The 15,935-nt window shown below is 36.7% G+C and carries 10 protein-coding genes; 3 read left to right on the top strand and 7 right to left on the bottom strand.

Going from position 1 to position 15,935, the window contains the following annotated elements; genetic code table 11:
• Nucleotides 1-72 precede the first annotated feature (72 nt).
• Together CES88_RS02540 and CES88_RS02535 are read right to left on the bottom strand one after the other, a co-directional pair.
• Entirely contained in the window at nt 73-3,090 is a 3,018-nt protein-coding gene (locus CES88_RS02540; RefSeq protein ID WP_290730498.1) for a hypothetical protein, read from the bottom strand.
• Nucleotides 3,091-3,109: 19 nt separating this feature from the next.
• Nucleotides 3,110-4,084 carry a hypothetical protein gene (locus CES88_RS02535; RefSeq protein ID WP_290730495.1) on the bottom strand — a complete coding sequence of 325 codons (975 nt, stop codon included), beginning with the start codon at nt 4,082-4,084 and terminating at the stop codon, nt 3,110-3,112.
• 207 nt (nt 4,085-4,291) lie between these two features.
• Here CES88_RS02535 and CES88_RS02530 point away from each other — a divergent pair, with 207 nt between their 5' ends.
• Together CES88_RS02530 and CES88_RS02525 are read left to right on the top strand one after the other, a co-directional pair.
• A complete protein-coding gene (locus CES88_RS02530) occupies nt 4,292-5,419 on the top strand; it encodes a hypothetical protein (protein WP_290730492.1) in 1,128 nt (375 codons plus the stop codon).
• 63 nt (nt 5,420-5,482) lie between these two features.
• Nucleotides 5,483-7,813 (top strand): hybrid sensor histidine kinase/response regulator, encoded by a 2,331-nt coding sequence (locus CES88_RS02525; RefSeq protein WP_290730489.1) that lies wholly within the window; start codon nt 5,483-5,485, stop codon nt 7,811-7,813.
• Here CES88_RS02525 and CES88_RS02520 read toward each other — a convergent pair.
• Nucleotides 7,770-10,193 (bottom strand): hypothetical protein, encoded by a 2,424-nt coding sequence (locus CES88_RS02520; RefSeq protein ID WP_290730486.1) that lies wholly within the window; start codon nt 10,191-10,193, stop codon nt 7,770-7,772. The two genes, CES88_RS02525 and CES88_RS02520, sit on opposite strands and share 44 nt — an antisense overlap.
• Nucleotides 10,194-10,240: 47 nt before the next feature.
• Between CES88_RS02520 and CES88_RS02515 the strand changes: the two genes are divergently transcribed.
• Nucleotides 10,241-11,170: a class I SAM-dependent methyltransferase gene (locus tag CES88_RS02515; protein ID WP_290730483.1), complete on the top strand. Its 930-nt coding sequence runs from the start codon at nt 10,241-10,243 to the stop codon at nt 11,168-11,170.
• Here the strand turns inward: CES88_RS02515 and CES88_RS02510 are convergent.
• The 4 genes from CES88_RS02510 to CES88_RS02495 are packed head-to-tail and all read right to left on the bottom strand — an operon-like array spanning nt 11,160 to nt 15,871.
• The gene (locus tag CES88_RS02510; RefSeq protein WP_290730479.1) at nt 11,160-11,879 is read right to left on the bottom strand and encodes an AIR carboxylase family protein; all 720 of its coding nucleotides are present in this window, start codon (nt 11,877-11,879) and stop codon (nt 11,160-11,162) included. The two genes, CES88_RS02515 and CES88_RS02510, sit on opposite strands and share 11 nt — an antisense overlap.
• A gap of 8 nt (nt 11,880-11,887) precedes the next feature.
• Nucleotides 11,888-12,784 (bottom strand): spore coat protein U domain-containing protein, encoded by an 897-nt coding sequence (locus CES88_RS02505; protein ID WP_290730477.1) that lies wholly within the window; start codon nt 12,782-12,784, stop codon nt 11,888-11,890.
• On the bottom strand, nt 12,781-15,177 hold the full coding sequence (locus tag CES88_RS02500) for a hypothetical protein (RefSeq protein WP_290730475.1): 2,397 nt from the start codon (nt 15,175-15,177) through the stop codon (nt 12,781-12,783). Before CES88_RS02500 ends, CES88_RS02505 begins: the two co-directional genes overlap by 4 nt.
• Nucleotides 15,167-15,871 (bottom strand): fimbria/pilus periplasmic chaperone, encoded by a 705-nt coding sequence (locus CES88_RS02495; RefSeq protein WP_290730472.1) that lies wholly within the window; start codon nt 15,869-15,871, stop codon nt 15,167-15,169. The genes CES88_RS02500 and CES88_RS02495 overlap by 11 nt, the downstream gene beginning before the upstream one ends.
• Between the last annotated feature and the right edge of the window lie 64 nt (nt 15,872-15,935).

The following is a 15,935-nucleotide window of genomic DNA, read 5'->3' as shown; positions in this document are numbered from 1 at the left end:
TTAGAAAATCTTTGTCAAATTTAAGAAGAAAGAAGCCCCTCTTATTGAGGGGTCGATTCTATTATCAAACTGTTAGAGCAAAGGACCTATAGCATCAATACAACTATCGGTTCTCTTAAATTGCCCCGGAACATAGCGATCAGGAACAATCCCCGCTCGTCTCTGCTCAGCGGCTTCGGCGGCTTCGATTCTAAATTGATGAGTCATAGTATTTAGCTCATCGGCTGCACCAGGCTCCCACGCTCGCCCTGCTGAATTTAAAGGGGTTTCTCTAGGAGCAACCGCTTCTCCCCAACCAACTTGCTTAGGGTGCATTTTCATCTTCTGATCAAAAGGCTCAAAGAAAATAGACCTAGTGGCCAAATCTGTCTCAGAAAGTCCCTCTGCGACCGCTGGTTTAAAGTCATCAGCATTTAACCCAAGTTGAGCACATAACTTCTCAAGGTCTGCATAGGCCTTGTCAGGCGTCTTTAGATAATCAGTATGAGATACATTCTGAACTGTACCGCTTAGAGCGTCCTCTTCATTAAGGGCCTTAGAGAGCATTGCTCTTACAAGTCTAATCTGAAGAGCGGATTCAGCCGTGTCTCTAGGCGCATTAAACATTCTAAATTCTGCTTTTCTAATTCTAGGATCAACTCTAAATTGTCTTCTCCAAGGAACTGTAGGATTTGCAATATCAAAATCATCAGATAAGAACTGCTCAGGAATCACATCTTGAAAGTACGCTGACATATCAAGTTGTAGATACCTAGACTTTCTTCCAAATCTTGTATTGAAGTACTCTTCATTGTAGAGAAGCTTCTTAAGGTCCTCTTCACTACCTTGAAAGTTCTTAAGTTGATTTCTAAGATTATCAGAAATCGCTATTGGCTCAGATGTCTTCACACGATTTACGTGCTGAAACATAAGAGACATCACAGATCTATTCTCATGGAATATTGTTAGAAATCTTGCAAGCTCCTTTGGCTTTCCATCAAAGGCAGCGAGGTCAATATTAACGTGTCCACCACCAGAGAGAATATTAGGAAGAATATTATTCTTTTCAAAGGCCTCATAGACTGCCGATATATCCGCAATCTCAGGAGTAAACTTTGGTGTTACCAGCTCGATCGACCCTGCTCTCGCTGATCCTTCGATTACATCCCCATTAGGAGTATAAGTTCTTCCGATACCATCCCATTCTACAATCCACTTTCTATTCTTTGGATCTCGAATCTCATAAGAGAGCTCAAGACCGTGCCCATGGCCACCACCATCTTCTATCTTGGTTGCCACACCTTCTCCGCCTAGAGACTTATGAAGATCTTGCGCCACATTTCTAATGATGGCCTCTCTTTCATCTTCTGATAAATCACCGTATGTTTGAAGCCATGCCTTCTTATTATCCACCATTTTATCTGGAGTGAAATCAGCATTGACCATCATCGGCATCTTACCTGAGTATTCAATACCAAGGTCGATATTATTCACATCTGTCACTGCTCTAACAAAAGGTCTACCATCTTCTGGCAAATTAAATTGGAGAAGATCCTGCGCCATATTAAGGCCACGTCTTGGCTGTAAGTATCTTCTAAACTCATCAGAGAGTCTTGTCATTTTAGTCCAAGACCTTAGAAGGCTTCGCACTTCGGTTTCAATGGTATTACTTTCTGGATCAAGTGCTGCCACTTGCTCAAAGAAGTCTTTTGAAAGAGAATTTATTATCGCTCTCTTATTCTTTTTAATAATTGGATTATTAGCATCAGTCCAATCCCAAAGAGGAAGAGTAAACTCTTTCTTCAAGCTACCTGCACTAATATTGTGTAAAGCCTTTTGTGCGACCTCTTCACTTATTCCGTGCCTCTGGGCCAGTGTTGCAGCACTTGGAACATTTCCATCCCATAGACTCCAATCTCCAATATCGCTTAGCCCACTAAAGTCATTGGCCGACACTCTCGAGGCAAGAACTGTTTGATAGAATCTTGCAAGCTTTAAGTCCTTAGTTCCTGCACGGAATTCAACCCCGTGCGTTCCCTCTTTCCATCTAGCTCCCTCTAATCTAATCACACCTCTGGCCGTTCTTAGACTCGCAAGCATATTATCTGTCTGCACTCCCTTATAATTAGCCTTCTCAATTCCAGTGCCACCTTTAATTCCATCGATGACAATTAGCGCCTGAATACCACGGTACAATTCGGCGAGTTTTCCTTCTGGTAAATCTGCGTGAGCTTTAAACACCATTCTCTGGTGTCCTGGAGACTGAAATATTTGTCCCGCATTCTTTAAAGACTTTCTAAACCAGGCAACCATCTCTTCAAATTCAGCGTAACTATTTTGAGGAGTAAAACCTAATTCCCATCCTCCGCCTACACCACCATAGTGCCCGTGAGCATCTTCAATATATTTTTGAGGGAGACCGAAGTTTGTAATATAGTTACTATAACTCTTTGGAAAATTTGTTCCCTCTAGACCGGGCATATTTGCTTTAAAGAATTTCATTTTCACAGAAGGCTTAATGAAAGACATTGGCCTATCTTCTGTCATCTCGACAAATTTAGCGAATTTCGCATCTAAAACTTCTAAGTCAGCTGTAGCGTAATCAACACCTCTTAGTTGTTCAAGGTCAATCACCTTTGCGACTCCATCAACGTCTTTTACATCACTAGCAAGGTCAACTTTCACCCCTTCATCAGTCACATAAGTTCTGTAGCCGTTTGCATTCTTTATATAATTACCTAAGAAATCAGAAATAAAAACTTTCCTCTTTTCATCAGGTAGACTTGAAATATATCGCTGAAAATCTTCTCCATTAGGTCCCATAATTCTTGTGATAAGGCCTGATGAGGCTTCTTTTTCCGCGCCAAAAGTTACCCCAGCAAGGAAGCCGTCAATATTTTCGCCTCCCACTTGAACAGCATTGGCATTATACCTCGTAGCACCTTGCTGCAGTAATCCCCATACTTCATAAGCACTCTTTGGATCTCCACTATCATCGGCAATATAGCGAGGGCCTGTGCCAACGCCTGCACAATTATAGAGAAGAGACATCATTGCCAGATGAGCTGGCAACTGTTTCCAAACTAAATTCTTTTTCTTATTAGTAGTCATATATATTTCCTTTTACATCTTATTGAAAAAAACAATTCTTATTCTTTAAAATCTGAACTCTGTCTTGAAGCTCAGGACTATCCTTTGCACGCTTTTCAAGAACTTCAAAGAATATATCTTTCTTCTTAGCACTTCCTTTTGACTTGGCCGCAACTTCATCTAAGAGTTTTGTCCATCCCGCCATTTCGCTTTCAGAAATATCTTCACTAAAAATTTTCCAAAGCTTATGTGGATTGGCAGTGCTTACTATATTTACGTTTCCAGCAGAGTCTTTTGAAACTGACTCTATCGCACGAATTAAATTCTTCTGCTCCACTGATCCTATTTCTTTTAGCCCTAGAAAAAGTCCAAGAGCTTTTTCTTCTTCAGAGGCAACTAAGTTTCCAGAACGTGAGAGATCACCAATTTTAAATTTTGTTAATTTTGTGTTGATATAATTGGTGAGACTTCTTGGGTTAGACGGAAGAATCTTAGAAAGAACTTCTTTTGACTTAGAATTATTCATCGTTTCAAGAGTAAACTTAAAGCCCTTAGAACTCAATGTATCGCTCACACAAGCAGTACAGGCCAAAACAGCAGCACTATTTTTTCCATGCCTATTCGCCAAGTAGATAAGAGAGTTAATTGATTTTACTAAATCCTCTTCACTAATTTCACTCTCAGATCTTGAGAGCAATTTTACAAGATCCGCCTGATACCGCTTATCTTTACTACTAGTAGTATTTAGATTTGCAATGAACCTCTTTAGCTGACTAGCCGTTGGTTTCTTATTTCCGAAGAGATAAAGAGAGGTAATAGAATTATTCACATAACTTCTTACTTGTAATGCGCTTGAGCCTCTTATACCAAATTTAGAAAGTGACTCAGTCAAACCTGACTCATTGACTAGGACATCCACCAGTTTTATAGGTGAAGCAAAGGCCTGTACTTGAATTGCAAGAGACATTCCTACAATACAGAGAGCCTTTGGAAATTTCATTTTCCATTGTTTCATTAAAACCCCTTTCTTTGGTTTCTCACTACCAAATTCAATTTGAATAAATAAACTATTCCCAAGACTTTACGGATAGCCGATCAAAATACTTGAGTATTATTTTATAAATCAAGTAAGATATTGAATTTACGTAAACCATGCTCGCTGCGTCGGGACAAAGATATTTCAAGAATCTAAGATTCTCCTCCAACTACAAGGAGAAGAAAATTGGCCAAGCTATTACTATTATTATTATTTACACTACCTACATTCGCACTTACTGAAAGTAACTCACGTCTTATAACTGGTCTTAAATATCCAAACACTAAGAGCGAGGGAACGACTCCTGTGTACTCAAAAGCTATTATCCCAAGTAGTGAATCATTCAACGGGGGTTATAACTCTCTTCTCCAATACGTAACCGCTTCGCCAGACCAAGAAAATGCAGGAAGCTGCCTTTTTATGAGTAGTACTGGAACTGTAGAATGGTGGTACTCGAAACTTAATCCACAAATTACAAATCCAAAAGATAAAGACCTCTCAGAGAGGTATTTTATGAATCTTTCAAAAGAGGGTCTTGATAATGACTTAGATTATTGGCCTACTGATATGATCTACGCTCTTAATAAGCGTGGAAAAATTTATCGCAACGAAGACTATAGATACACGAAGGGCTGGTATAAGTCTGTAGGTGGAAAGAGGATTCCGGCCATTGCACACGAAGAGAAAGCGTACTATGGAATCTCTTATAGCTGGATAAGCTTATACGATGATCTAACGGCGCCAATGATAAAGCTCCCAAAGTTTGAGAGAGAAATAATTTTCAAAGACCCAGCGGCCAATAGATGGAATGTGACAACAGCTCCAAAAGATATAGTAAGTAAAATTAAAAATATGATTAAAAAGAGAAACGCTCCGGTTCTCGCTATTTATAATCACGTAGGTTTTTGGCATGCAACAATGATCGTTGGCTTTAATGATCATGCTAGTACAGAGGGTTGCCCTTTTGTTGGAACTTATGACCAGAGAATGAACGCAAGAGCAGATGAAATTGTCGAGGAAGCCAATGCCGCCAGCACCACTTCTGAAAAGAATAAATTACTACGAAAAGCAAAGAATTTTAGAAAGAGAGGAAAGCAAGTAGATGACTCTCTAACATCTCGTGGTGGTTGTAGAGATAAAGGAGTCTTCTATGTAAGAGACTCGATCTACTCTGATCCTTCAATGCCTCTCTATGATTACGATTTAGAAAATGAGGGAGAGGAAACTCACCTAAATGCAAAGGTTATCCTAAGAGAGTATGAATGGGCCGAGCACCTCATTAATCACGCTTACCAAATTTACCCAATTCAATAAATAAAAAGGGGGGAGTTCTTCCCCCTCTTTTTCAAAATCAATTATAAATTTATAATCTAAAGTATGAAAAATATTCGAATAATATCTTCACTAATTATAATTCTATTTGTTGGATGTGCTGTTTATCTAACTCTCTCAAGTCTTAATTCAACAATATCTTCTAGCGACAAGAAGAATATAATACTCATTCCCAACTACGCTCTAAAAATTGAAAAAAGCCTTACAGAGAAATCCTGTCGCTTAAACTGCTTTGAAAAATTAAATCATTCAAAAGAGTGGGAAAATATAGAAAAGAACTCCACTACGACATCATCAGAAAATATCTACAAAGTAACAATCCAACTCTCTTCAGAGCTAAATTTCTTAACTGGGCCTCTCGCTCTAATGCTTGCTTACTACGACTTTGAAGAAATCGACATTTGGACGAAGGGTGGAAGAAGAGGAAGTTACCAAGGTGGCGCCTCTGTAAAAGATTTTATTAAAATACCAATTGATTTAAAAGACTACTCAAATGAATTAAGTCTTATTCTTATTACAAAAAGTACTTCTAGAAATCTCTTATTTTTTAATTCTCTCGTCTTTCTCGGAGGAACAAGCTCTCTAACCAATGTCTTATTTCATACAGAGAGAGAGAAGGTTACAACACCTCTACTCTATATAATGTTAAGTATTACATTTATTGTCATCTTCCTTCTTTTTCAATTTCTCTCAAAGAAAGAAGATCTCTACTGGAAGCAAGTGGTACTAGCTCTTCTCTCAAGCGTAAGTATTTTTCTAACGAGTTATCTTCCTCTATCATTCATTGATCAAAATAATATATTTTATTACTTTATTATCTTAAGAACTGTATGGTCATTGACTTTCATCTATATTTTTCTAGATATTGCAAAACTCAAGAGCTCCATTTTTAAAATTTCAACTATCTTCTTTCACCTACTTCTTCTTTGTGTAGTTACTTACTTTCAGCTTAAAACGACCCCGGAGAATGAAACATTTAGACTCTCCTTCTCTACTCTTGTTATTCTACCAGTACTCGTCTCACTCATTTCAGTACTGGTCAAAATAAAAAATTCAAGAAAGCAAAAGAAGAAAGGAGTTTACCTAAGTTATCTTTCGGGAATACTTAGCTTGTTACTTTTATCAGGTATTACTCTCATTTCTACGTCTGATCTTTCAATGATCTACTACTTTGATTTCTTCGTTCTGCTTCTATTATCTTTTAATAGTATTTTAGAGTTTAGATTAAATGAGAAAACTATTGAGAAACAAAGAGAGCAGCTCATCTCACTTGCTCAAGACTCTGCTATTAGTTTTACCGCCAAGGCCATGGCCCATGACCTAAGAAAGCCTCTATCTCAAATATCGTCTATTTTAGAAAATATTCTTATTTATAAAGAAGACCCTAAACTACTCACTGATGTAAGTCATCAAATGAATCGCAATATTGCTCACTCCGAAAGGCTTCTCTCTAGTCTACTCGACTTTTCCAAGGAAGGTAGTATTGAAATGAGTTTGTGTTCTCCAAGAGAATTAATAAATGAATCAATTCTTATTTTAAGAGATGAATTAGACAGTAGAAATATAACTTTAAATCTCAATTTTCTACATAGAAGCAAAGTTCTCTGTAACTCTTCAAAGATAGAGAGAGTTATCACTAATATTATACAAAATGCAGTTGAAATTAGTACCACGGATAAAGTAATAATTGAAACCACTCAACTTGAAGAAGATATTCTCTTTAAGATTACAAATACGGGCTCATTTATAGAAGAAGATGATCGCAAGAAAGTCTTTGAGAATTTCTATTCAAAAGGAAAGTCAAATGGTACAGGTCTAGGCCTTGCGAGCTGTAAGAAGAACTTAGAGCTTCACAACAAGAATATTTGGGTAGAATCGGATCGAGCAAAAAATGAAACGACATTCTTCTTTCAATTAGAGGCAGGAAAAGACCTCGATACTGAGAAAGAAAGAAAAGATTTCCCTACAGATAATACAACGAAGGAAATCATAGTTCTCTCGTGTAATGATGATCTTCTTACGAATATCAATTTAGAAACAACTTTTACAAGAGTCATAGAACAGTCCTTTCAAGGAATTAGTCTAACCTTTCAAAGCTTTGCAACTGGAGAAGAACTACTTGAAAGAGTCAACTCTTATCCCTCTGCACTACTTCTTTGCGACTACGATCTTCATGAACGAGGAGGAATACTAAATGGGCTTGAGGTTATAGAAGTAATAGAAAGAGAATATAAAGGTATTGAAGCTTACCTTATGACAGGGTGGGATTTTTCCGAGAAACTAGATGTGAAATATCTCTCGTCAAGATTTCTAAGAGAAGATTGTGTTGATCTTATAAGATCTCACCTTTCTTTTTTAGATCAAAGAACTCGTTAATGACACGAATCTTATCCGAGTTCATATCAACACGGTATAAGCTCTCTGTCGAAATTAATTCTCTTTGATACTCACCACTACTGTAGACTATACGATAAGTTTGAAGGTAATAAACTGGAATATTATAGACCTCTCTCGAAATAAAGACAAAAATAAAATCACTACTCGTCTTGTAGCGGCTTAACTCAGTATCATTAATACTTTTAAATTCATTTTCTAATAGGAAACTTCTCGCAATATTCTTAGCTTTTGAGACTCCTTCCTTGGAAGAGGAAATCCCTATCTCTTTAGTTTCTGAATTAGCGGCTTTCTGATCTCTAGAGGTCGCCATCATTCCAGCAGGCATAGGGATCACACTTGAAGCACTTGATGCAGAACTAGAAGAAGGCCGTTTCGTATCTATATTCTCACTCACTGCTGTGAATGATTCCAATTTCTGACTAGGACCTTGCACGCCTTTAATTGCAGAAATCTTTGCGCCTCTTTCTATGGACTTTCTTTGAGAAATAGTATTATCAGGTAGTATCACCGGTCGGTAATAATCGAAGAGTTCACTCTTCTTGACTCTAGCTTCATTTACACTTTCTGAATTTTCAACTTGATTATAATCATTATACTTTCTTACAGAATCTGGAATTCTCTTATTGCGCGCTTTAATTTTATCAATAATTTTCTTACGATTAGAGCTAGTGCTATCTACAATAGAAAGCGATTGAGCTCCCTTAATTGAATAAGGATCTACATAATCAAACTTATAAAAAGCAGTCAAAGAAGATGTTCTAGGACTCGTAAAGTAATTATGTAAGTTTAATTTTCGTTGTATTTTATCTTCTCTTTTACTCTCGCTAGATTCCTCACCATTATCCTGCTCTAGTTTCTCTGAAATCTTCACAACATCAGAGGCCTCTCTTCTATTTACTATCCCTGCAACATGGTTAATAATTTTTCTTTGAGTCTCTTTAATCGGGTTAACAGTAGGCTTAAAAGACCTAGATGATGCGCCCCTTGGCCTCTGGATACTCTCTTGTCGCCCTTCAACATCTTCAAGACTTACTTCTCTGACAAGTCTACTTTCAACACTTGAAACTGCAGACATTTCTACAATAGTCGGACGCTTATAGTATTTAAAATCCATAGAGAAGAAACTCTCATCTAAAATAATTTCACTCCTAGCTGTAGCAACAATACCTCGCCCTTCATGAGGGCTAATTGGATTTTCAATATTCAATTTCAATTGATCATTCACAAAATCAAGTCTCATTTTATTAGCAAAACTAAAGAGAGCCCTCGTCGCAGACATATAATCGTCATACACTTCAGGAATGTGCTCTTTTACCGACTGACAATAGAGAAAACTCACCTCAGGGCGATTTAAATAACCACTTTGATCATCTTCTTTTTTGAGTGAGTTCATGAAACTAGTAAAAGGAATTCCTTCAATTGAATAAATAGGAGCGCTTTTTAAAGCGAGTATTTTATTAACCTCTTTTTGAAGATTGAGACAATCCGCCTCGTAATCATTATATGCCGAAACAAGGTATGCACTCATCGTTCCCACAACGTAACCTTTAAATTCTTCATAATTTGAAGAATTCTCCTCAGTTAAAACACTCGCCCCATTTACAGTATTCGCTACTAAGTTAAGTAGATCAAAAGTATCCGCTCGAAGCTTCTTTGATTTTACTTCGCTCTTCTTTATATTTAAATAAGAAGCTACGTATTCATCAATGAGCTTATGATAATTCTTCTCCAATAACTCTTGGTCTATTTTACCATTCCTCTCCGAGAGAAGAAGAACTCTAGCAGTAAATGCATTAAAGCTATCGACATTTAAATAGCTCTTATACAAATGCTTATCTTCGCCAAGTCCTTTTAAATTTCTATAAATATTTAATTGCTTACTAAAAGGGTTTCCGTAGTGCTTAAAGTAATGACTATCCCCAGTCCAGAAATTTAGTTCATCTAAGCGTTCTTTTTGTTCATCTTTCAACTTACACTTAGGTAGCTCCAGCTTATTGATAGAGAAGAGTTTCTTATAGTAATACCATTTCTCATTTAACTTATTTAACTTTCGTTGGAGTTTAAATTCTAAATACTGATCACGAAGAGACTGTGCAAGATTAGAGTGCTCTTCCTTTGACATCGTATAACTTATGTCAGAAAAGCACTGACACCTTTTATTAAGATCCTTTTCCTCCATACAGAGATAAGGAATTTTTTCATCAACCTCACTTGCTAACTCGTCAACTTCTTCAGAAGTTGACCCAGAGAGAGGATGCTCACATTTAACTTTTCTATCAGCTATTCTCTCAGAAACCAGTTCATTGGCAAAAGGAGAAAGAGAGAGTAATATAAAAATAGTAAGAATTATTTTAATCATCTTCTAATTATCGGAAATTTAAGAGAAATCTAAATAAAAAGTCATCTATGAGCGAAATAAAGAATAAATTACTCAAGAATTTAAAACACAAGAGAAAGTGGGCCAAGAGAAATAATTTTGACTGCTTCAGACTCTATGACAAGGAAATTCCACAATATCCCTATCTCATTGATCTCTACAGAGATAAAGTTCTCGTCTATGATAGAAGAATAGATAAAATAGATTCTGACAAGACCGAGAATTATGATCAGATGATCTGCGCGCTTTGTGAAATTTTTGAAATTAAATCAGATGATATTATTTTAAAAAAGAGAATTATTCAAACCAAAGAGCAGCGCTATGAGAAATTAGACTCTACTAGAAATAGATTTCTAGTCAATGAAGGAAGTGCTAAATCACTGGTGAATCTCCATGACTACCTTGATACAGGTCTGTTCCTAGACCATAGGCCAATGCGCTTAAAAATGTCTTCTCTAGCTGTGGAGAAGAAGCTCTTAAATCTATTCTCTTACACAAGTATGGTTTCCGTGCATGCAGCATTAGTTGGAGCAAAGACAGTAAATGTAGATATGTCCAACACCTATCTTGCTTGGAGTAAGGAAAATTTCTTGGCCAATGAAATACAATTGAGTGACCACGAGTTTATTCGCGCCGACGTCTTTAGTTACTTGAAAGAATACCAAGGAGAGAGATTTGATCTCATCTTCTTAGATCCTCCTACTTTTAGTAATTCAAAGAAAATGGAAAACACACTAGATATTCAACGTGATCAAGTAGAACTCGTAAAAGGTTGTATGAATATTTTAAGTGAAAATGGCCTTCTTATTTTTTCAAATAATAAGAGAGGCTTTAAAATCGATCCAGAGCTTGAAGAGAATTTTCAAATTAAAGATATCTCCCCTCAAAGTATCCCCGAAGATTTTAAAGATAGTAAAATACACGTTTGCTTTGAAATTCGAAAAAAGATTACCCCATAAACTTATCTAGAAATGCTAAGGCATTTCTAGAATTATTCACACCAAACCACACGCCTCCCTGTGCAGCTAAGTCTAAGACTTTCAAACTGCTTGTCGGGCCATTTCGATCTCCATCCGTCAACAACGGAATGTAGAGAGCATTACTAGTAACACTATGCTTGTATTCATTGTGAACAAAGACAATATTCACTCTTTCTTCATCTATCACATGTGACTTATTCAGAATATAACCTAAATCATTTGCGTAGAGAGAAAGTCTGTTAAATTCAACATTGAAGAATTCATGATTTTCCACATCAGCGCCATAGACAATCGTAATTTCTCTGACCTTATTCTTCTCGACAAAAGAAAGCAATTTCGCAACTGAGTCAACACCATTAGGCACTAATGCCCCAACAGGATTGCCAAAAGGCATCTGGAGTATAGAAAGAAAAGCATCTAGTCCTCCAAAGTTAGTACTAACGGGGACTCCAAACACAGGTTTTAAAGTCAGTGAAGCACAAAGACCAGGAAGATAAGCAGCAAGACCTCCTCCGGCTAAGACAAAATCGAAGTCTTCTCTTTCAATGCGTTCCTCAAGTCTTTTAAACTCTCTGCTCCACGATATGACTTCAAAAGTGACGCTAAAACTTTTTTCAAGTTGAAGAATGATATCGGCATAAATATAGCTATCACTTTCACTAGTAAATAGAACTAATACATTCTTCATAAAACCTCTTAATTACTAATTGCTGTAAAGTAAATATAGTCAGAATAAGGCCCTGATAGCTTCTGCTCAGTATTTAAAAGAGATACATCTATCTCAATAACTCTACCATTTTGACTAGGAGTGTTTGAGGAATATATTTGCTTAGGAGAACTCTTAGATCCTACTAAACTCATGCCAGAACCGTTCACACCAAAAGTATATCCTACTTTGTAATTTGATTTTTCATTATGAGCAAGGCTTCCATCATACTCACTAGAAACACTTATTCTATAGCCCGTATTTGCTTTCACAATTAAATCAAAGCTCCTCATCTTTCCAGTAGTCATTGTTCCAAAGTTTAAAGTGTGTGATGTTTGATTCTCATCATACTGCCCCCCTCTTCCAACAAGAGAGAGGTTAATGTCAGATTGAATATTTAAATTTGTAGTAAGTTGGCTAAAGCCTCCTCCTGTACTTCCACTACTTCTAGGAAGTATCTGGATTTGAGTTGAATCCGTATAGAGACCTGTCTGCAACGTTGAAGTAGGGGCCGGTAACTTTACATAGACAGTCACTCTCTTATACCAAGAGTCCATGTCAACTTTAACTTTTCTACTGCTACTATTTTCGTAAGCACTCCAAAGTTCTTTACTTGTATTTTCTTTTTCGTAAATATTGTAATTAACTGAGTATCCACCATTATAAAGTTTTCTATCATAGGAGCCAGCACTTCCCTTTGAAAAGCCCAAGTAATAACTCCTACATCTATTTGAATTTGAAAATTTAACGAGATCTAGATCAAGTGCAACACTTTGATCCGATGTTGACTGCGTAAAATTAACGACAGGAGACGTTACATAGACATAGCAATTTTCAGCAAAGGAGTTAAAAGAGAATAAAATTAAAAGAAGTAAAACTATTTTCATTTCTTAGCCTTTATTAAATTAATGGCCTCTAGATTAATAAAGCCTATTTTATCACTTGGTAATTCAAAAGAAGCTGTATAAATTTCATCTTTGAAGTTTAATCTCAGTGTATATTTTCCAAACTCTAGTCCCTCAATCAGTAGCTTCCCTTTTCTATTAGTAAAGCTTCCAAAAACAATATCCCCTTTCTCATTTAAAATATCAAAGACTGAAAGAGTTGCAGGTTGGTTACTAGGAAGTAAGACTCTTCCGAAAATAGACATGGCGCCTTTAGCAGAGAGAGGAATATGAGAACCAGACTTATAAGTCGGTAGAAGAGCGAAGTCAGACTCCTCTAAGGAAAGTCCATCACTTAAAAGCGCTCCATCAGCACTCAATCTAAAATATCTATATGGTTGCATCTTAGAAATAAGAATATTGTCTAAGAGTCCTGCTCTAGCAATTTGGTCGCCATTATTATTAATAAGAACTTTCTCACCTTCTAAATTCTTATCTCGTGTTAAAATTGCAAACGAATTTGTAATAGGCTTACCAAAAGTGAAAGCACTTCCAGCAAAAGCGAGAGATGTAGCAACTTTTACATTTCCACTATAACTACTCCACTTATTGAATGTTGCTTCAGATTTCTCCTGAGAATGTCTAAGCCCAACCTCAAAGCGCTCTGCCTCATAGCGACTATCAAATTCTATTGATTTTTCAAATTCAGAATTTCTTCCCGTAAATTGATAAGAGAGATTATCATCACTAGCTGTTTTAATTTTCTGTAATGAAGCCTGTGAGGTTTTACTAAGAGAATTATAACTTCCATAGAAGTTATGCCCTTTTTCCGGAAGAAACCAACTAAAGTAGAGGGAAACTTCAAAGCTGTCATCTCCTCTTACAAGAGTTCTGTAACTAGTGACAGTATTGATATTAAATCTTCTATTAAAAGTCTTTCCAACACTTCCCGTCAGGGCCCAAGTATTATCTTGATTTTGGTTATAATCATACTGCCCACCAATGCGGTAACTATAGCCATAAATATTTTTGTTAAAAGAGTAGCTTAGAATATCTTTGTTAAAACCTAAGGATTGTCCCTGATCGACTAACTTAAAATTTCTATCTCTATGCTCAAGCCCAAATAAGTGACCCGAAGCAGATTCTCCAACAACTCTCTGGTCTAAAAAGAAATACTCTCCCTTTATTGAATACCCTGTAGACGAACCATTTCGAACTCCTGCAAGCTGAGTTTTGATTTGTCCATACTTCGTTGAGAGAACTTGATCTGAGCCCAAAAGCTGTGCCTCACGATCTGCTTGAAAGAATGCTCCGAGAGTAAATGTGTCGCTTAGACCTTTTCTAAAATAGGCAGTGTAAACATATTCGTCTTCTTCGTATCTACGTTCATTATCAATAATATCGCTCTTCCTCCCCACTCCGTAGTAGAAGTCATTAAGTCCAACTTTTAAAAGATCCTGACTGAAGGCCGCAGGAATAACGATCTCATCAACTCGTCCAAGATCTGACTCTATCACAAGTTTAATTTCATTTAGGCCTTGGATAAGAGGGAGGTCCTCTAGTTTATGTGTACCTGCTTCAAGCTTTAAAATATTAATTAAAGTTCCATTTACAAAAACTCTTACGGTTGAGGATTCTCTTAGGTCAAATTCTGCCTTCCCTCTTGGAACTGTTGTATCGTAGGGTCTAAGAGAAAAGTCCTTTCCATAACTTGCACCTAGAAGACTGATACCTGATAAGTAATCAGTAGAAGGAGTTGTGCTATCTCCAACTGATAATCTCGTGGAATATTTGTGAAAGTCATAGAGCGCGCGTGTACTATTTCTATGAAGAACATCATTTTGATATGTGTGAGAAGACTCAATCACTACACCCTTAAAGTTTAAGTTCGGCTGAATATCTAATTCATCAGAGTTATCTTTTCTAACATTATGCCTATAAGGTCTATAATAGTAGAGATTAGTATAAAATGAGAAATCACTTGGAGGAGTTGTCTCTTTTACCCAGAGAGGTTTATACTCATATCCAAAACTTGTCGTTTTCTCTTTTACCACTTCGGCCTTGAGATCGACTTCGATATAAAACTTCTCTTCATTTAGAGAGAGATGAATCCCTAGCGCCTCTAATTCTTTAAAAGTCATTTGAGATTCTTTAAGCTCAATCTCACTTCGAATATACTTAGATAATAAAGTCGCTCCATTCAAGATAGCAACGGGATCATTACCTACGAACTTAACAGGAATCTCTCCTATATCTTTTCGTTGAAAAATAAAGCTCGTAGGAACCCATCTAGATTTTGTTTTAAATACTTTAGAGAATATTTCCGACTCGCTCTGTGCGACAGAGTAATAAGAAATAGAGAACATGAGCAGCGCAAGGAGAGACTTAGTCATCATTAACTAATTCAACGCTATAAGGCTTTTGAATATTAACTCCCTTCGGTGGAATAAATGAAAAGTACCTCTTAGTCATGGCGAGAATATTCTCACCGCGAATTCCTTCTAAGTTTGTCACTTGAAAACTCTTACCTTCCTGAGTAATTGTCAGAGTTGGCTTCAAAAGAGCTTGATGAATATTTCCACTATTTTCAACATAGAAAACAACTCTATTTAAATCTTTGGTCGTCTTACTGCTGATAACTTTTAATTTGGAACTCCCCTTCTCAGGCTCTACATAGAGAGCTGCAATATAGCGCAGAAGTATTTTAATATCTGTTTGCTTGGCCTTCTTCTTTGTCACATCAATTGGAAGTTGCTCGGCAATAAGTCTATAAGACTTTTCAATGTCTTTAACCTCACCTTTAAGCCACTTCACTTTAATGACACGCCTTTTCTTGGCCCCAAGAACGAGTTGATCAGGAAAGATGAGAAAATCATCAGACTCAGGGTGCTCTTCACTACCATCGACTTTCATTTTTCGAACACGTATATCGAGCTGAATAGCAATGGGAGAATCTGAATCATTTAAAACAGTGAAGAGAGCCGTCTTCGATTTATCAGAGCTTTTAATGGTGTAGCTCATAGGCATGAGCTTAAAAGCATGGGAGTAATAGGAAATAAGAAATAAGAATATTATAGTTAGTTTTTTCACTTTAAAATTATAGCTCGCAAGTAGAGAAGACTCAATGATAAAGACAAAAAAAAGGGCCCTTAAG

This window comes from Halobacteriovorax sp. JY17 (assembly GCF_002753895.1).
Classification (GTDB): Bacteria; Bdellovibrionota; Bacteriovoracia; order Bacteriovoracales; family Bacteriovoracaceae; genus Halobacteriovorax.
This window is presented reverse-complemented; position numbering and strand designations above follow the sequence as displayed.

What these genes read in the sequence shown, in the direction of transcription:
- CES88_RS02500 (WP_290730475.1), bottom strand. Translation starts at nt 15,177, where the DNA reads ATGATGACTAAGTCTCTCCTTGCGCTGCTCATGTTCTCTATTTCTTAT.
- CES88_RS02535 (WP_290730495.1), bottom strand. Translation starts at nt 4,084, where the DNA reads ATGAAACAATGGAAAATGAAATTTCCAAAGGCTCTCTGTATTGTAGGA.
- CES88_RS02525 (WP_290730489.1), top strand. Translation starts at nt 5,483, where the DNA reads ATGAAAAATATTCGAATAATATCTTCACTAATTATAATTCTATTTGTT.
- CES88_RS02540 (WP_290730498.1), bottom strand. Translation starts at nt 3,090, where the DNA reads ATGACTACTAATAAGAAAAAGAATTTAGTTTGGAAACAGTTGCCAGCT.
- CES88_RS02510 (WP_290730479.1), bottom strand. Translation starts at nt 11,879, where the DNA reads ATGAAGAATGTATTAGTTCTATTTACTAGTGAAAGTGATAGCTATATT.
- CES88_RS02520 (WP_290730486.1), bottom strand. Translation starts at nt 10,193, where the DNA reads ATGATTAAAATAATTCTTACTATTTTTATATTACTCTCTCTTTCTCCT.
- CES88_RS02515 (WP_290730483.1), top strand. Translation starts at nt 10,241, where the DNA reads ATGAGCGAAATAAAGAATAAATTACTCAAGAATTTAAAACACAAGAGA.
- CES88_RS02505 (WP_290730477.1), bottom strand. Translation starts at nt 12,784, where the DNA reads ATGAAAATAGTTTTACTTCTTTTAATTTTATTCTCTTTTAACTCCTTT.